Consider the following 21097-nt stretch of genomic DNA (forward strand, 5'->3'; position numbering starts at 1 on the left):
GTCATAATAGAAGTAATGTAATTAAAAGTGATAAAATAGTAATATTTAACTAAAAAATACGATCCATATTTCCTTGTGCTAGGATGGATGTTTAGAATTTGTTGAGTTCTATAGTGTAAAGTAGGAAGGGGGAACCAAATATTTACGATTGAGGTGGAAAAATGAAGGTAAAGAGTACAGTAAAACTTGGAACTGCTACAAACTTACTGATGGGCTTAAATCCCTACTGGCGTTTCGGTAGTGAAGCAGAAGATGCATTGTTTCGTCCGGATAACAAGCCGTTAGTCGAGCTCGAAATTGAAATCAATCCGGTGGAATTAACCTGGAGTTATCCAGAAGTTTCGCTCCATGATTCAGTAGAAAGCTTGCTGGATGAGGTATATCCATTCTCGATTGAAAATCCATCCGATGGAACGAAAGCGCCGATCCTTCCGTCCGGTCCGTTGCTGATTGGAGACAAAGATAAAGATAGCGCGATGAAAGAATTGTCGACGATGCTTGGGATCGATCTGAGCAACCCGGATTACGGCTATGCACTTGTGCAGCTTCGGCGCACAGTCGGTACAGCTGAACATCCATGCGTAGAACAAGGAATACGAATCAACCCGAATCCCGCGAGAATCCCGGTAACGTTTGGGGTTGATGAAGCCTTCAGAAAAAAACTAACCATGCTTCGTCCGTGCAGCGATCGTGCAGGACAATTCAGTCCAGACAACATCACAAAAGACATTGCGCTTGATTATCTGGATTTCTATCAAAAATACGGCACACATTTTGTATCGCGAGTAACAACAGGGGATATTATTTTTCAAATATTCGCATATCCATCGTATCGTTTTCAAAAGGTAAAAAAAGCGTACGAAAAAACAAGCCAGCCGATTAGCGGACCTGACGCTATCTCATTTCGTTATTTTACGACGAATGCTACTACAGGAACGTATGGGTATGTCAAAGAATACAGCCGCATTCTTTCATTTAGTGGTGATAAGATGCTTAAACAATCCATCGAAGCGGGGGAGTGGCAGGAAGCGAACTGGGCAGAAACCACCTCAATTTTTGCTCCTTTTCAAGAGGATACGCTGGTATCATTGGACAGGCTCGATGAAGAGTGCACGCAAACGGTCGTCACGGGAATTGAACTTACGTCATTAAGCTTATTCGCTGAACATAACCGCACAAAAGCGTGGACAAGAATTTTCAAATCAGCCATCGTCCAAAAATACAAAGGACGGATTCCCGTCGATTTTGTACCGTACTGCACATGCGATATGAAAACAAAACTTCCGCAGGGGGACATTCCTGGTTTCATCTCTACAATAGCAACACCGACGATCAATGTATACAAACCAACGCTAGACTTATCACAGATGCAATTTGTTGCCAAAGAAGTAGTGAAAACAGGAACCTTTTTCGCCAACATTCTTCATTGCTCTGAGGAAAATACCATTCATCTTCCGGGTACGGATGTCGCCATGACAGCGCAGGTGATCGATATGGCACATGCGCACTCACTGCCGATCCTTGCTCTAGATGATACAGCTTTTGCTTCTTTTATGTTGTCCTGCCGCCGATTCCTTGGCGCAATGATGGTGCGTAATGAAACGGACACCAAACATTATACGATTGTCGATGGCCTTACGTACGTTCTGTGTGATGGATTACATCACCGCTACAGTGTGACCGTCGAGACAGACATACGTACGGTACCACACGCAGACTTGCTTGCACGTTTTGCAAGTAGTATCGAATTTTCTTATGTTTTTGCCCAATCCTTGCTGAATGGAGCAACAGCGACTAAGCAAGTACGCGAATTTGCAAAAAACGCGTTGCTTTGGCTCAGTGAAGTGATTCCGGAAGATACGACAGAGCTTGAGCTAGCAGAGCTGCGCGTGCGTGCACTCGATCTAGCGAAAACGGCGTCTGATCCGATTCCAGGTGCATTCGTTCCGCTGCTGCCTTACAGCGATTATGAGAAACAGGTGCATGCGATTCTTGATTTTGTGAAAGAAATCAACGAACAAATGCAGATAAACCAAGAAGAGATCGAAAGACGAAAACAAAGCGAGCTTATCATTGATGTTGCCAAAAAAATGAATGAAAATATCATTCAATCGGGTGAGTTGTTGGCAAAAGTGATTGAAGCGAGTGCCGCACAGCAAAGCGATCTCGCCGCGTACTACGGCTCGATTGTTGCGCAAAAAAAGACGGAATACGAACGCCAGCAACAAAAAATGGATGAGCTTGAAATTGCCGTGCAGCAGCAGCAAAGCGAAGTGCGGGAAGCAGTGGAGAACTATAAGCAGGCACTTAAAGATTGGCAAACACGAGAATGGATCAAATTTGGACTCGACATTGCGACCAATTTGTTTGATGCAGGAACGACCGTACTCATTCCTGCAAAATCCATTACGTCTGTGAAAGAACTCGGGTTAACGGTACAAAGAATGAAAAAGGTGCTGGGTGTGCTTAATTCTACATTTAAATTATACACATCGGCTAACACGAGCGTCGAATCGATCAAAAATGCACAAGCATCCCTTGACGGCGTAGACGAGATGGATACAATGGCAAATCTGGCGTGGGATGAGATGAGCCAGCACATGAAAGCCATTCTGGCAACCGCTCCATCTGACCCTGAAGTGAACCGCTGCAAAGCTCGTCTTGATGAAGCGTTTGGTATTCTTGTCCTGCGAGGCAAGGCATTAGCTAGCACCAAATCGTCTGCTCGTGATCTTGCCCGCGATATATACATCCAGCAAAAACAGCAGATCATCAATGAAGCGCAGCGCAAGCGCTTAAGCGATCTGCAAGGCTATTTAAAACCGGAAAAAATTGGTGACTTACAGCTCAATAAGATTGACTTAATCGGTTTGACCGGTCATCTGACGTCTATTCAGAATCAGATGATGGGGATTTTAGCTGAAGCGTTTCTCCTGCAAGATCAAGCACTGCAATATCAATTCCTGCAACCGGCTACAAACATCGATACGTTCGACTTGCCCGGATTTAGAAGTGCATTAGCGCGGCAGGAAACAAACAAAATTAAAGCGAAAACATTGTTAAATCAATACCAAACGACCACAACGACACCGATTGACGTTGAGATTCACGGAGTAGTTACCGATCAGCTGATAGGTGGAAATGTGTTTCAAGTGGCGATCCAGCCGGATGCTTTGGAATTTTTAAAATATGTTCAGCTAAGAGTTGTCGCGGTGACAGCGAAAATTGATGGAATCGCTTCTACAGACAGCGGCAGCTATCTCATCAATCTTGCATGCCAGGGCGCACCTTTTTATGATCGAGATGCAGAAAGAAATGCACGGATGTTCACAACCCTGCGTCGAGAGCGAACATATGAGTATGAGGTTGGAACAAACCAGCCCAAGTTTATTGACGAAGGCATGTCATGGTCAGAAGATGTAAACCCCATTACCCCGTTTACGATATGGGAGATGAGTCTACCGAATACGAAGTGTAATCAAGGCATTCGATTCAAAGATCACACGGTCACGATTACACTGTCGTTTACGCTCAAGGCAAGAATAAAAGATGCGCCGGCGCGTCGGCTATTGATGGCGGCAGCAGGTGCACCGTCTGCTCCGGATATTGTCGCAAGAATGTACCAGCAAGGATCTTCATTAAACAATTGGGATGTCGTATTCAATATGACACTCGATAAAATCAATGATACGTTGCAGAAGCAATATATTGAATATAAAAATAACGATACACAATTCGGCGGAAAAATTAGCGCAGACATCAAAACACAGATTAGAAAAAATAAGTATGCGATCAAAAAAATAGACATGGAATACGGGTATCCAAGCGTAACATTCCTCCCGAACAATAATCAGCATGTTCAATTAGAAATGCAAATTACCGGGGGAACGTTGACGGAATGCGAGCAAAAAGAGGGCGAGCAGCCTGAATGTGATCCGACTGTATCTATAAAAAAAGGAATCTTACAGGCGGTTGTACCTATTGAGAAAATCAAAGGTGTGGTCGAGGGACAAAGTAACGACGTCTATAGCGTTGCTCTTAACTTGGAGCAAGGAAGTTTTTCCGCCAAAGGCATTGAGCTTAGTGATGAAGAATCGCTGGATATGAGTGACGGAGAACTTGTTGCGTTCAATGAAGGGGTCAAAGCTTACTTTGAAACTCATAAAATTTCCTATATTATTAACTCGCTCGATTTGTCAAACATCACAACGTTGGAAGATTTGCGGCCACATGAATTCTATTTCAAAACATTAAAAACACAGAGTGGAAATGAAATCTTGCAGTTGTTTATTCAAACCGCGAACCGTACCGCTTTCGATTATAGTCAAACGTTCCTTAATAAGCTGCCAGAGCCAATTCCGCAAGGTGCGGAGTGCAGTCTGCTTGTGAATAGCAGGATATTTTTTGATAAGATCATTCCTGCCAGCATGGATAAAGGGGGATGGAACATCAAGGGTTCGAATCCAAATGATCCAGATAAAGCATGGTACAGCTACTTTACAGAGGGATTGATAAATGGAAATATTGATTTAAGCAGGTTGGATAATAGAAAAACTTATACCGCGTATGGGTCGTCGAAGGATATTGATAAGAAGTATTGGATTCCTGGTGGTAACAATGTCGCCTGGTCAATCAGCGGAATGACGATAATCCCATCACCAGAGGGAAGACTGAAACTTGGGTATTCTCAGAAACAAACGCAATCATTTACTGAAAAAGTTTGCGAGCGGGTGTCTATCGGGGATTGGCATTGTACAGAAAATTCATTGAGTACCGATTTCAACATGAGTATTTCTGCTACTTTACCTCTTAGCATAGGAGGCACAGGAAGAGATCAAAAAATACAAATTCGTGTTTCCAATCAATCCATTGACGTTGATGGAAGAACGTCGGGGGGTGGACCATGCGGCTCTGATGACTTGCAGGCACAAGTCAATCAAGCTCTAAAGGATCAAATCCCAGGACAGGTTGCTGACAAGATTAATGTCGATTTTGAACCCGTTTCTGTGTTTGCGTTGAAGAATTTGCTTTTCCCAAGTAAGAATTATATTAATCTAACAGAGGTATATGCACCTGGTGATTTAGTTATTTTTGGTAATTTCACAAGCGAATCGTAAAAAGAATGAAGGAAGGGGCCGACTCAGAAGTCTGAAGAGACGAACGGGGAGGAGGCCCTTCTCTTCAGAAAGATGGCTTAACAGATGAAAACTTTGAAGTGTTTATAAAGAACTAACGCACCCATTGTGGTGCTTTTTTGTTTATGGCGCTCTAAATTGTGGGCATCGATGTAGAATTTCTTTTAGGAGTGATTCGGGTTTCTCATGTTCAAAAACAACTTTTTGATATTCATGCCCTTCTAACTCTAAAATAACAACGTGTTCATGGTTTTCAAAGGAAAGGAAATACCACTCTCCATTATGTAGAAAACGTCCTTCTTTCAGGTTCTTACCTATACCTGATGTACCAATGCGGAAGCTAAATGGAGAAACTTCAAATGTACCGGCGGAGACTTTTTTAATAGTTGAGTAAGGAATTTCCAGCTCTCTTTTTAAAGCGGCGACACTGGTTAATCCGGTGAAACAAATGACCATCTTGTCTTCTTGCCATTCAATTTTTCTACTCAAATTATTCCCTCCTCATATGAATACGCAACGATATCTTATCACTTCAACTTTCGCAGAGCAAGTTAACTTGTTCTCTGATATTTGGTTTATCGTTATGGTTTGAAATGTGATATTGTGGAAAAAAGATAGCACCCAAAGTAAAGGGTGCTAAAGGCATAATGTATTTTCGAATAAAGAGTAGGATTTATAGGATACGGAGCGCTTTTATTATGGTTATTCGGACTAGTCGCTGCTGTCATTACATTGATTCGCAGATCCTCCTACATGCATACGAAACAGCGGCACGACCGTTAACATGCCAAGTAAAAATAATACACCTGCTGCTTCATATGCACCGACAAGTGTAATCGTTTTTTTCAGCCAGCCAGCCGCACTCATCGTCACAACCATCATGCCCATAAACATCGGAGTAAGCACACCGTTCACACGTCCGATGTATGCTTCTTCAGACGCTTGTAAAATGAGCGTGCTTACCCCGATATGAATACAAGGGAAGAATAAGCCATTAAAAAATTCCAGTACAAGCGTCAGTTTCATATCAGTTGACAGTCCGATGCCGCAAGCAGAAATCGCACTCACAAGCATCCCCATCGCCAGCAATTTTTGTGGAGAAACTTTTTTAGCAAGCCCCATGACCAAGCCACCACCGATGAGCATCGCGAGACCGTTCACCATTAGAAGCCATTGGACACTTTCTTTCGGAAGACCGAGCCGTTCCATTACAATAAAGACGGTGAGCGGCTGTAAAATTCCAACAGCAAGCCCGGCGAACAAGAAAGCCCCACTGAGCGACTTTAATACAGGGGTCCGTAGTACATAACGAAATCCATCTACCATCTCCTGCCACACATTTTCTTCGCCTGTTTTCTCCTCCACTTGGTCAGGCGGAAGCAGTCGCAGCACGGCTGCTGATAATAAAAACGAGACACCCGTCACTCCAACCGCAATCTGAATCCCAAACGTTTGATACACAAACGTTCCTACTATCGGGCCAATTACCATGAAGATGGCCATTAGTGATTGAAACATGGCCATACCAGCCTGTAGTTGTTCAGGGGCAACGTGAACTTTAAACAATTTCATGGCAGACGGTTGGGAAAACTGCGATAAAATCGCCGATACAAGCGTAACAAAAAAAACAGACTGCCATGTACCGAATACAAGTGTCAATAATACAGCGAATACCGATAGTGCGCTTACGATGTCGCACCATACCATCGTCCGCTTCGGCGGCCAGCGATCCGCGTACGTGCCGCCGATAAAGGAAAATAGAAAAATCGGCGCAAACTCTGCGACCGAAATGAGCGAAACGGCTAATGGATTGTTGCCCGTTTTATCCATTACAAATAACAAAACAGAAAAATTGCGTACCCAGATGCCGACTTGCAGCAAAATTCCAGATAGCATAATCGTCTGTACAAATCGATTTTGAAACAAATTTGTCTTCCCAGGTATCGAATGTTCCATTTTCTCACCCTCCTATATCTGGTATCTGGGCTTCGTGCCTTAGTGATTATAGTATCCCCGCTTTCCTTTTGCAAGCTACCTTTCAATGGACACCTCGAACTGAAAGTGAGAAAATAAAAGCGATTATCCAAAATGCTTGTACATCAGGAGTTGTAGACATGTGGAGTTGGATTGAAAAAATAGGTAGTTGGTTTGGGAAGAAGAAACGAGAGAATGAACAAGCGGAAGCGATTATCGAGCCTTCTGTATGGGATGAAGGGGAAGAAGCGGAGCTTCCAACGCTTGCAGACACAGGACATGAACCAGGAGCAGTGGTATATAAAAAGCGACTGCCTGAGGTTCCTGGAAGAAGAAAGGCGAGAAAAAAGCCCGTCCGTGTGATTGATCAGAAATTACTTCAGCTACTGGAGTATCGTAATGACCTGGCTGTAGAATCAGTAGATTTCCCCGGGGATTATTCTCCGAAAGTTCCGTTACGTCCTCATCAAATTCAGTTATACAATGCCCTACTAAAGCGCGATGGTTTACTCATCGCCGATCAAGAAGGGGTGGGGAAGACTCCGCCGATTTTGTGTTCTCACGAAGCGAAGATACAGGCGGGGATGATTCAATGTGGGCTATATATTACGAAAGCGAGCTTATTACAAGACGTCTATAATCAGGCGCAACGATTTACTCATTTACGTGTCCTTATTCTAAAAGGAACGGTCGAACAACGCATGAGTATGTACGCTGACTTTTCCAGTCATCGGTATGATCTAGTGGTTATGTCATACGAGCAATTTCGTCAGGATATCGACCATGTGCTACATATCCACCAAGAAAATCCGTTTGATGTGTGCTACTTAGATGAAGCACATAAAATCAAACATGCAGAATCACAAGTTGGCAAGGTTGTTCATCGGCTCGAAACGAGAGAACGATATGCGATCACCGCGACACCTGTGATTAACGGTGCTGATGATTTATATAACATACTGAAGTGGCTGCGCTGGCCTGTAACTTCCAAAGTATTTTATGCAAGTGCGGTTGTCAACATGGAATCTTTAAAGGAGGCGTTGCGTACAAACATGATTCGCCGCTTGAAAGCAGATGTGATGCACAATCTTCCTCCTGTTATCCCATACAATCTTACTGTCGAGCTTACAGAGCTACAGAGAGAATTATATGAAGCGGTAAAAAAAGCGATGCCGGGTGAAGTTTTTGAAGGGTTTTCGTTTTACCATATCCCGACGCCGCTCGCCAAGTACACGCGTCTGAGCCAGATTGCAGAGTCTGCTGAAATTGTAGGCGGAGCAGAAGGAACGGCAGGAAGCGGAAAACTGGAAATCGTAGAAGAGATAGTAGAGGATATCGTCTTACGGGGCGAAAAAGTCGTGATCTTTAGTCATTCACGCATTTTTGTAGAAATTATGCATGAGTATTTTGAGAAGTATAATCCGGCTATTCTTCATGGGGAAATCAAGAATCGACAGCAACAAGTAGATAAATTCATGAACGATCCTACATGCTGGGTTATGATCGGAAGCGAGTCTTCTAGTAGAGAAGGTTGGACAGGAACGATTGCGAACAATGTCATCTTTACAAGCAAACCGTGGTCTCCTGCGTATGTATCCCAATGCGTCGGACGTGTGTGGCGTTTCGGAGCTGAGGTGCATGAGAATATTAACGTATATTCTCTGATTGGAGAGGGAACGGTTGATGAGAGTCTGGAGAAGTTGCTAGGTGAGAAGCAATATGTGATTAATCAGCTTATCGAAACCGGAACGAACCGCAGTGATATGCTGCGCCTTCTTATTGAAGAGGAGGAAAAAGCACACGATTCAATCAGGACAAGCTGGTAAGAGTTTGAAGTTTTATGATCGGGGGTTGTTGTTTTAAGGGGGGCTTTGATGAATAGGTTATGGTTTGTAAGTCTTGCATCCGCTATCGTTATAATCGCCATAGTAACAATATCTGCTATAGTACCTGATTTGCTTTATCGAAATACATGAGCCGGAACCCATTGATACAATTGGGTCCCGGCTCTTTTTAGATTTATAAGAGTGTCTTCGAAATCATAATTTCGCCAAACTTTCCTTTGATTTTTCAGTAAAGTCAAAATATAAGTATATTTTTACCAATAAAAAAGTTAAAATAAAGGTGCATTTACCGAAAATATTACCATTCTTATTATTTTTTCCTACTCCTACGACATTACTTTAAATCATTCCAATTGATTTTAAGCCCAAAGGAGGAAAAACTATGAAAAAGGAAAAGATCGTGATTACTGGTTACGGGATTAAAGCGCCTGGTGGGTATAATGTAGATCATTTTACAGATTCGCTTATCACACAAGTAAGCGCCCTGGAACTGTTTGCAGGGCAAGGAACCGAAGGCAAAGATATTGCGTTTGGGGTTGTGTATGACAAGCTAGAGGAAATAAAAAAAGATAAAAAATATCGACGATACCCGAGAATTAGTCTCTTGGCGATGTCTGCGATGAAAGAAGCCATACAGATGGCAGGAAAGACAGACCTGAGTGGATATAGAACAGGGATTTTCATGGGAACTGCGTTAGGAGGAACCCTTGGATATGATGAAGTCATTACGATTGCCAATGAGAATAACTTTAAAGCAATTCCTGTAACGGGATGTGGGATCGTTCATTATCATAGTCTAGCTTCTTCGATGGCAGAGTTATTGGGGATAACCGGGGTGACAAGAACAGTCGCAACCGGGTGTTCAGCAGGGATCGATGCGATACAGGATGCGATGATGTATTTACATGCCGGTGAATTGGACACCTGCATCGTCGGAGGAGCGGATGCCCCCATTTCTAAATCGGTCATGTATGCTTTTGGGAAAATAAGGTGTTTATCACAAAATAAAGAGCTGCATGCCATGGGCGTTCCATTCTCAAAGAAGAGTGCAGGGTTTGTCATAGCGGAAGGTGCCAGTGTACTAGTTCTTGAAAAGGAATCTGCTGCGTTAAACAGAGGGGCCAAAATTTTAGCCGTAATTGACGAAGTGAGTACAACGAATGATGCAACGGGAATATTTTTTTCAGATAGCGAAGGGAAGCATATACTGCATGACATGAAGCGTGTCACGAAAGATAGAAGACCTACGTATGTGAATAGTCAGGCATTAGGGATGGTAGAGAATGATAGGATTGAAGCTACCAACCATATGCAATTATTTGGTACGGACATTCCGATTACTTCTATAAAAAGTATAACGGGTCATATGTTTGGAGCCAGCGCAGGAGCGCAAATGATTGCTTCCCTGATTGGTATGGAACATAATTTTATTCCAGGCACGGTGAATGCCGTTCGAGATGATTATCCAGAATTACCGATCGTATTTGATACCACGCAGACTGAGGTTGATCGTGTTGTTGTGACTTCTCATGGATATGGGGGGAATAATGCCGCTATCTGTATTTCTAAATACTAATTTTTGAAAATTTACATATAACGGAGAAGATGATGATTACATTATATGAGTGCAAAGAATCGTTACTCCCTTTGATTATTAAGAAAATTCCGATCATGATACAAGCCCATCTTCAGGATATGATAAAAGAGATCGAAAACTTTCATGAAGTGATTGAAGATATTGAGGCGTATAGAATCTCCTTGTATTCGGTATGTACGACAGTGGTCGGAACGTTATTTAAGGAAAATGATGAATACGTAAAAGCCTTACAACAAATCGAACAAGCCGGTTATGAAATAGGGGTTTATTTTGGAGAAGTGAGGCAGATAAGCAGAGAAACACTTATTCAAATTACACATAATATCCGGGTGAATTCTTTTGAGCATGTATGTTATGTAATGAATCACCATCTATCCGACCCCAAGGAGCGTACCTTTCTGATCGCTAGATTTAATGAAATTCTAAATACGAGATTCACCAGTTGTATTAATGGATTTTTGTTTGCAAAAGACAAAGTAATCAATCATTTGCATAACCAGAAATTATCAATTATGGGACAGATGGCAGCGGGAATGGCTCATGAGATCAGAAATCCGCTTTGTAGTATTAAAGGGTTCCAGCAATTAATGAAGCAATTGCTACTTAATGAGACAGAAGATCGAAAAGATTTTTTGAATTATATTGATATTTGTATTGATGAAATTAGTCAAGTAGAGAACCTGGTATCTGATTTTCTTATTTTAGCACGTAAAGGAGAGAGTCAAAAAAGTAAATGGGAAAAGGTAAACCTGAATCACGTTATTCAAAAAGTGCATGATCTATCTACATATTTTGCAGTAGAGAAGAACGTTACCATTCATCTATACATGCCCAAAGCTTCTGTTTTTGTTCAAGGTGTATCTTCTCATATTGAGCAGATTGTACTTAACATCATAAAAAACGGTATCTCCGCACTAAAACCAGAAGGAATCTTGTTTATTACGCTAGATCATTCAATGGATAACAAAGAGGCGGTATTAACGTTTGTTGATAATGGAATCGGGATTCCGGAAAGTCAACTAAGCAAAATTTTTGACCCGTTCTTTACAACAAAAGAAGAAGGAACAGGGCTAGGTTTATGTATATGTAAGGGGCTAGTGGAAGAGATGAAAGGAAGTATTACAATACAATCGAAAGAAAAAGAAGGAACAACAGTTGAGATTCGCGTACCTTTAGTTACGGTGTGTAGCAAATAAAACCCGAAATATAGATTTCGGGTTTTTTCTTTATATTATGAAAAATAAGGTGGTAAGTAGGGAAAAGAGAAAAAAGAGCCGATTATAAGAAAAGTATAGCAACATCACTTTGTTTCGGGGATACTACTAGAAGCTACTTACAATCAATTCGCAGGAAATAAGGTGAATGATACATGAAAAAAATCCTTCATATATACAAAACAGACTGGCGCAACATTTTTCGTGTGCCGATCGCCCTTCTTCTCATCATCGGCTTGATGGTACTCCCGTCGCTGTACGCCTGGTTCAACTTAAAAGCTTCCTGGGACCCGTATGGCGATACATCCGGGATCAAGATCGCGGTAACAAATGAAGATACGGGTACGGTAATACATAAAGGAAACATCCATAAAAGCATAAATGTTGGTCGCGAAATCGTAGAAAGTCTTAAGAAAAATCATAAACTCGGCTGGACGTTTGTCACACGGGACGAAGCAGAGCGGGGAGTTACGCACGGGGACTACTACGCAAGCCTGCTGATTCCGAAAGACTTCTCTGCCAAAATCGCGACCATCCTCGAAGAAAAGCAGCAGAAACCGGAGATCGAGTACAGCGTTAATGAAAAAATTAATGCGATCGCACCAAAAATTACAACGACTGGCGCATCAAGCGTTGTGGCGCAAGTAAGCGAGAACTTCGTCAAAACGACAGGCGAAGCGGTCTTGACATTATTTAATGAAGCAGGAATTAAGCTGGAGAAGGAATTGCCGACGATTCGTCATATTGAAAGCCGAATTTTCGAGCTGGAACGGAGTCTCCCAGAGATAGAGGAAGCTGGAAACAAAGCGCTGGAGTTGGAGAAAAAGCTGCCAGAAATCCGGGAGAAAAGTCAAAAAGTCGTCGAGCTAGACAAGAAAATTCCAGAAATCCATCAGGCAGCAAACCACATTCTCGTTCTGGAACAGAAGCTTCCAAAAATTAAGGAAGTCGGTCAGGAGATTGTGCTCATCCAGCAAAAGTTGCCTGACATTCAACGGGCGGCTGACCGAATTACCGAGATCGATCACAATTTTGGCCGGGTAGAAGAGGGGCTCAATACGGCCATTGAAGATGCAGGAAAGGCGGCTGCTGTTATTAGCAGCGCACAGCAGGCGTTGCCAAAGCTTGCTCAGATCGCACACAATGGGGGAGAGTTTGCGAACGGGCTTCATAATTTTCTCCAACAAAATAAGGGTGCGCTCGAGACCGCAGCTCCTGTTATAAAGCAAAATCTTATATTGTTACAGCAAACAGCTGATGCAGTGACGCAGTTAACGGATGTACTGCAGTCGGCAAATATTGATCCGAAGCCAACGCTTGCCGCGCTGTCTTTTTTGCAGGAGCGTCTGCAAAATGGAGCGGCTATTATCGATAGGACGATTGAGCTGGTGGCGACGTTGAATAAATATGTGCCGAATGCGGCACTTGAACAAATGATGGATCAGCTCACCAAGGTGAAAAGTAATTTTGAGCAGCAGAGTCGTACGCTACGTGCTATTCAGACCGCGATTGAGCAAGGAGAGCAGCCAGCTAAGCAGCTAGTCGATAATTTGAACACGCTCGCAAAAGACGCAAGTGATACATTAGGTAAGATTTTATCCCGTTATGATTCTGAGATTGTCCCGGCTGTTACGAAAGCGTTAGATCGGTTGACGTCTACGGCGCAGAACGCATCCGATGTACTACAAGCAGCGCAGGAGCGTCTACCCGATATAAAAACGATTCTCGATGATGCGGCAGCGGGTGTAGCATTCGGCCAGCAGGAGCTAGTACGCCTGCAGAAGAATCTGCCGGAGATTCGGCAGAATGTTCATGAAGTGGCCCAGAACATTCAGGCCAAAATGGGGCATCTGACCGAGGGCGTCAATGAAGCAGCCCGTTTTGTGCAGAATGATCTGCCGCGCTTAGAGCCAAAAATTCATCAAGCCGCCGACTTCGTCCGAAATGACTTGCCACATGTGGAGCAGGATGTGCATAAAGTAGCGAATCTTATCCAGACGAAGTTGCCGGAAGTGGAAGCGGCTGTGCATAAGGTGGCTAATCTCGTTCGAAATGATTTGCCAGAGCTCGAAAGTTCGGTGAAGAGCGCAGCGGATAAAATTCGCGAGTTCAAACAGTCACAAAACGTTGGGGACATTATAGCGTTGCTTAAAAACGATATTCACCAGGAAAGTGATTTCCTATCTAAACCTGTATTGTTGAAGGAACATAAGAAGTTCCCGATTCCGAATTATGGATCGGCAATGACACCCTTCTATACGGTGCTTTCATTATGGGTGGGTGCGATTCTTTTGGTATCATTGCTGCGCTTAGATGTGGAAGATCCAGAGGGACTTTATAAAAGCCGGGATATTTATTTTGGCAGGCTGCTGACATTTTTGACGATTGGCGTATTTCAGGCGCTTATTGTATCGATTGGCGATATGCTTGTGTTGGGGGCGTATGTAGCGAACCCGATTTCCTTTGTGCTATTTGGGGTGTTCAGTAGTGTAGTGTTTATGACGATTGTCTACACGTTCGTATCCGTGTTTGGCAACATTGGAAAAGCACTTGCGATTGTTATGCTCGTACTTCAGTTATCCGGTTCAGGTGGGACGTTTCCGATTGAAGTGACACCACCGTTTTTTCAGGCGATTCATCCGTTGTTGCCGTTTACGTATGCAATTAGTCTGCTGAGGGAAGCGGTCGGGGGGATCGTATACGATATCGTATGGAAAGATATCGGTTGTATGCTGCTCTTCTTGGCAGGAGCGTTCTTACTTGGCCTTGTATTGAAAGAACCGCTGAGCAAGTCGACGCAGCGAGTAGCGGAGAGAACGAAAGAAAGCAAAATCATTCATTAGATCGATTAGAGATACAACAAGAGCCGGAAACCCCTGACAAGGTTTTCCGGCTCTTGTTTGTGCAGCAGACATTGTATGGCTAGCTATTGGTTGTATACAGATGGCTACGTGTAAGCGGCAGGTTGTTGTTAGCCCCTTTGGAGAACAGAACTTGATGAAGGCCGAGATCGCCCAGGCGGAAGAAGGCAGCACTAGAACGCAAGTACAGGCGCCACATGCGGATGAACCGTTCATCATACATGGTTCGAATTTTATCTTCGTGCGCATCGAACCGCTTTGCCCACTCATCGAGCGTCATCGCGTAATGAATGCGCAAGTTTTCGATATCAAGTGCGTGGAAATCATATTCCGGTAACAGTTGAATAATTTCGCGGAAGGAAGGAATGTAGCCCCCCGGGAAGATGTGCTTTGCAATCCACGGATCAGTCGGATCTTCCTTCTGGTGTGTAATTGTGTGCAGCAGCATTAATCCTCCGTTTTTCAGAACATTTTGAACTGTTTTCATAAAGGTCGGATACTGACTCTGACCGACGTGCTCAAACATGCCAACACTCGCAATTTTGTCAAACGTACGCTTCGTTTGTGCTAGTTCCTGATAGCTCATCAGCTCGACGTCTACCTGTCCAGTCAGACCGAGTTCCGCAATGCGTTCCTTTGTTTTCTTGAATTGTTCTTCACTGAGCGTAATGCCGAGCGCCTTGACCTCGTACTGCTGGGCGGCCCGGATGATGAGCCAGCCCCAGCCGCTTCCGATATCGAGCAGTGTTTCGCCTTCTTTTAGCTGGAGCTTTCGTAAAATATGATCAATTTTTTGCAGTTGTGCCTGCTCAAGGGTGTCTTCTGGCGTGTGAAAGTACGCACACGAATAGCTGATCGTTTGATCCAGCCAGAGGGAATAAAAGTCATTGCCGACATCATAGTGGTGCTGCACGTTTTCCTGCTGTTTACGCAGGCTGATCCTCGGCAAGAGGGAGAGTACGTCCGACCAGATCATGCTATGATTCGAAGTGGCCGCCCGAATTACTTCTTCAAGGTTACCTTCGATATCAATTTCACTGTTCATATACGCTTCTCCAAAAGCAAGAGAAGGTTGCTTTATAAAAGAAGTAAATGGGGGTTCTTTCTGAAAGGTAATTGTAAAACGAGGTGCTCCTTCTCCGTACTGTTCTATGCTACCGTCCCAAAAATGTACATGGAAGGGAACTGAATTGATTTTAGCAAAAAATTGTTGAAACAAATACTTTTGCATCTTTTATCATCCTTTCTCATGACCTGTAAAGGATTATAAAGTGGTTATACGATATAGTATTTACTTACTACCCTGATTTGAACGTTTTTTACACATTTTTCTTAATGGTCGCATCTAGATTTTTATAGAAAAAGGAGCTGTCCCATTGAAGTGTGGGACAGCTCCTTTTGTATCTTACACAATCGGCAATACATACCAGAAAACAGAGAAGAAATGAAGCATCGATCCACCAAGTACGAACAGATGCCAGACTGCATGATGGAACGGAAAGCCACGCCATACATAGAACACGCATCCAACGGTATACAGTACGCCACCCCAGACGAGCAGAGAAAGTCCACCGCCTGCAAGCGTGGACGCCAGCGGTCCCCATGCGAGAACAATGAGCCAGCCCATCAGAATGTACAGTAATGTCGACAGGAACAAAAATTTCTTCACGAAAAACATTTTGAATACAATCCCGCATATCGCCATTCCCCATACAATGGCAAACAGCGTCCAACCGAGTGTACCTTTGACAATGATGAATAAAAACGGCGTGTAAGAGCCTGCGATAAACAAGTAGATAGAGGAATGGTCAAATACTTCAAGTATGTCTTTGACTTTACCTTCTGGAAAACTGTGCAACAAGGTAGATGATAAATACAGCACCAGCATGGTAATCCCGTAGATCGTAAAGCTGATAACATGCCAGATGGTTCCTTCAGTTATGGAGTAGCGGATCAGAAACACAAGTGCAACGATGCTTAACAAAACCCCAATGCCATGCGTAATTGCATTGGCGATCTCTTCTTTTTTTGTATACGTGTGAGTGGTAGCCATATCAGTTCCTTTTCATCATGAATTTTACGATCTGTCTTTTTATTATACACCTCTGATAACAAGCTGACGTGCATTATTTCATCGGAGATGCAGACCTATCTGATTTACTCATCCTGAATTATAAAGAAAAAGAAGCAGGGACAGGGTGGCTGTCCTTGCTTCAAAGTTAGGAGATGAATAGTAAAAGTAGTGGTAGTTTAAAGTACACACCATATATACAAGCAAAATAGATGCCAATGTTATAAAACCCGAAAAAAGCGCTATTGCTCGGGAATTTGTACAGAAAACAGGGAATAAAACACGAGAAACTTGGTGAACAAAGATTCTATTTTGCATTATTTTGATGCAAAATAGAATGAAAAAGCCCCCCTGATTAATCAGGAGGGCAAGAGGGGGAGTAGTACTGTCGTTCACTTATATATACGTGTCGATGCACAAACAGGTTTCAAAATTTTTTGTTTCTCCCCCCACACTCTGAAAGTTTGTTGCGAAAAATATAATGTTCGCGCGGTAATACTTACATTAGGAGGAATAAAAAACAATATGAAAAAGTCAATTGTAAGCACAATAGTAGCAGCTTCACTCGTAATCGGCGGAACATCTGTATTCGCAGATGAAGTAGCACAAACATCAACAACGCCAGTTCCGACAATGGAAACAACAGAGGAGCTTAAGGGACTATATAATGCGCTTCAGCATGTACATAATCCGTCTGCTCGCGAAGCGATTTTACGAAATATTGCAAAATATGAGGCGGCATTAAAAACACCGGCTACACCAGTTACACCGCCAGCTACAACGACAGGCGACACGGTAACGGTACAACCAGTTACACCGGCAGCTCCGCAAATCAACATCACCATTAAAATTAATGGAAATGTAATCGTATTCGACCAGGAGCCGATGGTTGTGGATGGCCGTACATTCGTACCACTTCGGGCGATTTTTGAACAGCTTGGTGTAAATACACAGTGGGATGAGAAAGCCAAAACGGTAAAAGCGTCAAAAGGCAAAAAGAAAATGTCTCTGAAAATCGGTTCTCATCAGGCAATGGTGGACGGCAAAACTGTTAAACTGGACCAGCAGGCGCGTATCGTAAATGGTCGCACGCTTGTGCCGCTCCGTTTTGTTAGTGAATCAATTGGCGCACAGGTGAACTGGGATGGGAAGACAGGTACAGTCGATATTAAAGCACAAAAATAATTTTATAGAATTCAGGATTGTAGGCAAAAAGACCTCTTGTTTCAAGTCTATCCTTCCTTCTTTTTATGACACCGCTCACTTATCATGTGACTGATGATCACGGTATAGTAAACGTGTCATTTAAAGAGCGGGAGGAAAAGAATGAGAACGTTGCAGAAAATTATTTATCGGATTGATGAAGAACTACTGCAGCTTAACGTTGATGACCAGGGGCACAATCAGGAAAGACAGGCGCTTGAAGAAGCACGAAGGCGGTATCTGGACATGATTGACCTAATCGTGAAGGATAAAGAAAATAAGCAATAAACCAGCATCCCCCAAAAAGGCCGCTTCATCGACGATGAGAAGCGGCCTTTTTTAATGAATAAAATTATTTTTTTTGTTATAAATGTTTGAAACGGGCAATGATGGGGAAAGGAAGATTGTATTATATATAAAAGGATGATACATGTGAATACAGAGAGCGTTGGAGTTGATCAAGTATGAATTCGATTCCTGAGATGGACGATAATTTATTGAGTCATGCCATTTATGAGAAATTGTCTGTTGTTAAGCGATTAAGCTGTGAGGACGATGAAGAAAAGGTAGAAATTATTTCGGATCAAGGCATAAAAGAAGTAAGAGACATTGCGTATGGGCACCGTACCCGGGCGAAGTGTCTGACAATCGAAGACGAGAGTGGCAAATCGGTTCAGCACTGGTTTCCGCAAGTTGAAGTGAACGGCTGTTTTATTTTCATTAAAGATAAAGAATCTGCGGGCGGAGTTGTCGAATGTACAAGTCGCTATCTGGCATTGAAATACGCACGCCGCTATCTAGCTAAGAAGCATAGGCACGCAGGGGCCAAATAACTTCATGAATGCATGGGCATACTACTACCGGACACACACCATGAATCTAGTGGAGGGACACACGATGTCAAAACGCGTAAAAACAAACATCAATCTAGACCATAAGCGCCAGCAGTTCACAACAGCTACACCAGGCAAGAACGACAGTGAGTTTGCAAGCGTGACGGATACACAGGCGGTGCGGATGGATAAACTACAGCCAGGCGGCGAATCAAAAAGTAAATACCCGCGCAACTAGAAGTGTCCAGCAGGCGCCCCGGATCCAGAAGTCCGGAGCGCCTGTTTGTGTGCATAAAATGATAAAGTGTAATGTTATATAACATACATATGGAGGTTGTCCATACATTTCGCTATAATAAAGGAAGGATATAGTCAAAGGAGAGAGGTGAGACGGATGAGTGGTATCGTGGGGTTTATTGGAAAGCGAAATGCGCTGCCGATTCTGCTCGATTGTCTAGATACACTCGATTACCGGGGGTATGATTCAGCCGGAATTGCTATTTCTGATGAAAGCACTATACATATACGCAAGACCGTGGGCCGCATTGATGACTTGCGTGCGGTTGTGAATCGGGATCTGGTCACAACGGGTATCTTAGGCATTGGCCATACACGCTGGGCGACGCACGGGATTCCATCTGAGGCGAATTCACATCCGCTGACTGGATGTGATGACCGTTTTATTGTCGTACATAATGGGATTATTGAGAATTATCCGCAGCTGAAGCGCAATTTGCTGAAGCAGGGCCATACATTTGCGACGGAAACGGATACTGAAGTGATTCCGCACTTGCTCGAAGAATATGACACGGGTGATTTTGAGAAAACCGTGCAGGCAGTATTGCCAATGCTTGTGGGCTCATTCGCTCTGGCCATCATGTCAAAGGAGCAGCCTGACATGATTATAGCTGTGTCGCAAAACAATCCGCTCGTACTTGGCCGGGACAAAACCGACCTGTACTTTGCGTCTGATATTCCGGCGATGTTGCCGTTTACCCGCCAGTTTTATCCGATTCAAAATGGGGAGTACGCGGTGCTGACGCAAGGACACGTGACCATTAAAAAGTTTGCGGATGGCACGGAAATATGTCCGATCTGGCGGTTGGCGGATGAGACCCTTGGCGATGTATTGCTGAATGAGTATGAACATTACATGCGCAAAGAAATTTTTGATCAGCCGAAGGCGCTGCGGGACACGCTTGCAGGTCGCCTGACAGAAGACGGTGTCGAGCTTGCTGAGCTTGCCGCTGCATGGGATGCGGGGCTGTTTGCCCGCGTTCGCAAGATCGATATTGTCGCAAGCGGCACGTCCTATCATGCGGGGTTGATCGGGAAAAAGGCACTTGAACAGCTTCTTCATTTCCCAGTGGCAGCTACGTACTCTTCTGAATTCGTGCATGAACATGCCAACCTGGACGAGACGAATCTTGTCATTCTGCTGAGTCAGTCAGGTGAGACGGCTGATACGCTATCCGCTTTGCGAGAAGCACAGAAATACGGCTGTCCGACGATTGCCATTACAAACACGGCAGGCAGTACGATTTCGCGGAAAGCGGACTGTACCTTGCTGACGAAAGCAGGTCCGGAGCTTGCGGTTGCATCGACAAAAGCGTATACGGCACAAATTGCAACCATGTTGCTGCTTGCGGTCTGGACCGCGCAGCGTATGAGCAGTCTGCAACCGACACAGGTGGCCGACCTGTTGGCCGCACTCCGTCAGTTGCCGACCGATGTGGAATCTACGCTCATTATGATTGACGATGCGATTGACCAGCTCGCGCAGGTGACATATGACCAGGAAAGTCTGTTCCTGATCGGGCGCGGGCTAGATTATGTGCTGGCACTGGAAGGTGCGCTTAAGCTACAGGAAATCGCGTACATTCATGCGGATGCGTACGCAGCGGGTGAGATGAAGCACGGTACAATGGCACTCATTACACCAGGGATGCCAGTCATCGCGCTGGCGACTCAGACTGGGTCTGTATTTGATAAGACGATTAGCAATATTAGGGAAGTAAAAGCGCGGGATGCGTTCGTGGTCGGGATTACGACGGTGAGCGATGATGTGCTGGCGGATGAGGTAGACGAGGTGATGTATATTCCGGAGACGCACCCGCTCTTGATGCCGGTGCTGGCGGCGATTCCGTTACAGTTGCTGGCGTATTATGCGGGAACGGTGCGCGGGAATGACGTGGATAGACCGAGGAATTTGGCGAAGAGCTTAACAGTGGAGTAGGCGTTTGAGGGTTTTACAAAAGGTTGTTGCTTGACATTAAAGTCAGTAACCTAATATTAAAGTTGGTAACCAAATTAAATTGCTCAGTAATTTATACAAGAGGGTAAACTCTATTCTGCTGACCTTATC

At 43.9% G+C, this 21097-nt stretch carries 14 protein-coding genes; 10 read left to right on the forward strand and 4 right to left on the reverse strand.

What is annotated here, in order from left to right; all coding sequences use genetic code 11:
- The first annotated feature begins 161 nt into the window (after window positions 1-161).
- The gene (locus CB4_RS09620; protein WP_096465372.1) at window positions 162-5117 is read left to right on the forward strand and encodes an MAC/perforin domain-containing protein; all 4956 of its coding nucleotides are present in this window, start codon (window positions 162-164) and stop codon (window positions 5115-5117) included.
- Window positions 5118-5258: 141 nt separating this feature from the next.
- On the opposite strand, the gene CB4_RS09625 is transcribed toward CB4_RS09620, so the two are convergent.
- Complete coding sequence (locus tag CB4_RS09625) at window positions 5259-5624, reverse strand: hypothetical protein (RefSeq protein ID WP_096465374.1); 366 nt, start codon at window positions 5622-5624, stop codon at window positions 5259-5261.
- 222 nt (window positions 5625-5846) lie between these two features.
- Window positions 5847-7091: an MFS transporter gene (locus CB4_RS09630; protein WP_096465376.1), complete on the reverse strand. Its 1245-nt coding sequence runs from the start codon at window positions 7089-7091 to the stop codon at window positions 5847-5849.
- Window positions 7092-7249: 158 nt separating this feature from the next.
- Between CB4_RS09630 and CB4_RS09635 the strand changes: the two genes are divergently transcribed.
- The 4 genes from CB4_RS09635 to CB4_RS09650 all read left to right on the forward strand — a co-directional run bounded on the left by CB4_RS09635 (window position 7250) and on the right by CB4_RS09650 (window position 14607).
- On the forward strand, window positions 7250-8935 hold the full coding sequence (locus CB4_RS09635) for a DEAD/DEAH box helicase (protein WP_096465378.1): 1686 nt from the start codon (window positions 7250-7252) through the stop codon (window positions 8933-8935).
- Window positions 8936-9335: 400 nt separating this feature from the next.
- Entirely contained in the window at window positions 9336-10529 is a 1194-nt protein-coding gene (locus CB4_RS09640; RefSeq protein WP_096465380.1) for a beta-ketoacyl-[acyl-carrier-protein] synthase family protein, read from the forward strand.
- 95 nt (window positions 10530-10624) lie between these two features.
- The gene (locus CB4_RS09645) at window positions 10625-11746 is read left to right on the forward strand and encodes a sensor histidine kinase (RefSeq protein WP_231956211.1); all 1122 of its coding nucleotides are present in this window, start codon (window positions 10625-10627) and stop codon (window positions 11744-11746) included.
- 173 nt (window positions 11747-11919) lie between these two features.
- Window positions 11920-14607, forward strand: a complete 2688-nt coding sequence (locus CB4_RS09650) for a YhgE/Pip domain-containing protein (protein ID WP_096465384.1) — start codon at window positions 11920-11922, stop codon at window positions 14605-14607.
- A 79-nt stretch (window positions 14608-14686) separates the two neighbouring features.
- Here CB4_RS09650 and CB4_RS09655 read toward each other — a convergent pair whose 3' ends face one another.
- On the reverse strand, window positions 14687-15856 hold the full coding sequence (locus CB4_RS09655; protein ID WP_096465386.1) for an SAM-dependent methyltransferase: 1170 nt from the start codon (window positions 15854-15856) through the stop codon (window positions 14687-14689).
- A 174-nt stretch (window positions 15857-16030) separates the two neighbouring features.
- Window positions 16031-16678 carry a PAQR family membrane homeostasis protein TrhA gene (trhA, locus tag CB4_RS09660; protein ID WP_096465388.1) on the reverse strand — a complete coding sequence of 216 codons (648 nt, stop codon included), beginning with the start codon at window positions 16676-16678 and terminating at the stop codon, window positions 16031-16033.
- 543 nt (window positions 16679-17221) lie between these two features.
- On the opposite strand from trhA, the gene CB4_RS21330 reads away from it, so the two are divergent.
- The 5 genes from CB4_RS21330 to glmS all read left to right on the forward strand — a co-directional run bounded on the left by CB4_RS21330 (window position 17222) and on the right by glmS (window position 20968).
- The gene (locus CB4_RS21330) at window positions 17222-17881 is read left to right on the forward strand and encodes a copper amine oxidase N-terminal domain-containing protein (protein ID WP_197703138.1); all 660 of its coding nucleotides are present in this window, start codon (window positions 17222-17224) and stop codon (window positions 17879-17881) included.
- 141 nt (window positions 17882-18022) lie between these two features.
- Window positions 18023-18187: a hypothetical protein gene (locus CB4_RS20940; protein ID WP_157737905.1), complete on the forward strand. Its 165-nt coding sequence runs from the start codon at window positions 18023-18025 to the stop codon at window positions 18185-18187.
- Between the two features lie 176 nt (window positions 18188-18363).
- Window positions 18364-18732 carry a hypothetical protein gene (locus CB4_RS09670; protein ID WP_096465390.1) on the forward strand — a complete coding sequence of 123 codons (369 nt, stop codon included), beginning with the start codon at window positions 18364-18366 and terminating at the stop codon, window positions 18730-18732.
- Between the two features lie 64 nt (window positions 18733-18796).
- Window positions 18797-18970, forward strand: a complete 174-nt coding sequence (locus CB4_RS20945) for a hypothetical protein (RefSeq protein WP_157737907.1) — start codon at window positions 18797-18799, stop codon at window positions 18968-18970.
- 156 nt (window positions 18971-19126) lie between these two features.
- A complete protein-coding gene (gene glmS, locus CB4_RS09675; RefSeq protein WP_096465393.1) occupies window positions 19127-20968 on the forward strand; it encodes a glutamine--fructose-6-phosphate transaminase (isomerizing) in 1842 nt (613 codons plus the stop codon).
- Window positions 20969-21097 lie beyond the last annotated feature (129 nt).

The sequence above is a fragment of the Aneurinibacillus soli genome (genome assembly GCF_002355375.1).
GTDB classification, from domain to species: Bacteria; Bacillota; Bacilli; order Aneurinibacillales; family Aneurinibacillaceae; genus Aneurinibacillus; species Aneurinibacillus soli.

Excerpts from the sequence above, each read along its gene's own strand:
- CB4_RS09655 (WP_096465386.1), bottom strand. The coding sequence starts at position 15,856 with ATGCAAAAGTATTTGTTTCAACAATTTTTTGCTAAAATCAATTCAGTT.
- CB4_RS09645 (WP_231956211.1), top strand. The coding sequence starts at position 10,625 with ATGATACAAGCCCATCTTCAGGATATGATAAAAGAGATCGAAAACTTT.
- CB4_RS09670 (WP_096465390.1), top strand. The coding sequence starts at position 18,364 with ATGAATTCGATTCCTGAGATGGACGATAATTTATTGAGTCATGCCATT.
- CB4_RS09640 (WP_096465380.1), top strand. The coding sequence starts at position 9,336 with ATGAAAAAGGAAAAGATCGTGATTACTGGTTACGGGATTAAAGCGCCT.
- CB4_RS21330 (WP_197703138.1), top strand. The coding sequence starts at position 17,222 with ATGAAAAAGTCAATTGTAAGCACAATAGTAGCAGCTTCACTCGTAATC.
- CB4_RS09650 (WP_096465384.1), top strand. The coding sequence starts at position 11,920 with ATGAAAAAAATCCTTCATATATACAAAACAGACTGGCGCAACATTTTT.
- glmS (WP_096465393.1), top strand. The coding sequence starts at position 19,127 with ATGAGTGGTATCGTGGGGTTTATTGGAAAGCGAAATGCGCTGCCGATT.
- CB4_RS20945 (WP_157737907.1), top strand. The coding sequence starts at position 18,797 with ATGTCAAAACGCGTAAAAACAAACATCAATCTAGACCATAAGCGCCAG.
- trhA (WP_096465388.1), bottom strand. The coding sequence starts at position 16,678 with ATGGCTACCACTCACACGTATACAAAAAAAGAAGAGATCGCCAATGCA.
- CB4_RS09620 (WP_096465372.1), top strand. The coding sequence starts at position 162 with ATGAAGGTAAAGAGTACAGTAAAACTTGGAACTGCTACAAACTTACTG.
- CB4_RS20940 (WP_157737905.1), top strand. The coding sequence starts at position 18,023 with ATGAGAACGTTGCAGAAAATTATTTATCGGATTGATGAAGAACTACTG.
- CB4_RS09630 (WP_096465376.1), bottom strand. The coding sequence starts at position 7,091 with ATGGAACATTCGATACCTGGGAAGACAAATTTGTTTCAAAATCGATTT.
- CB4_RS09635 (WP_096465378.1), top strand. The coding sequence starts at position 7,250 with ATGTGGAGTTGGATTGAAAAAATAGGTAGTTGGTTTGGGAAGAAGAAA.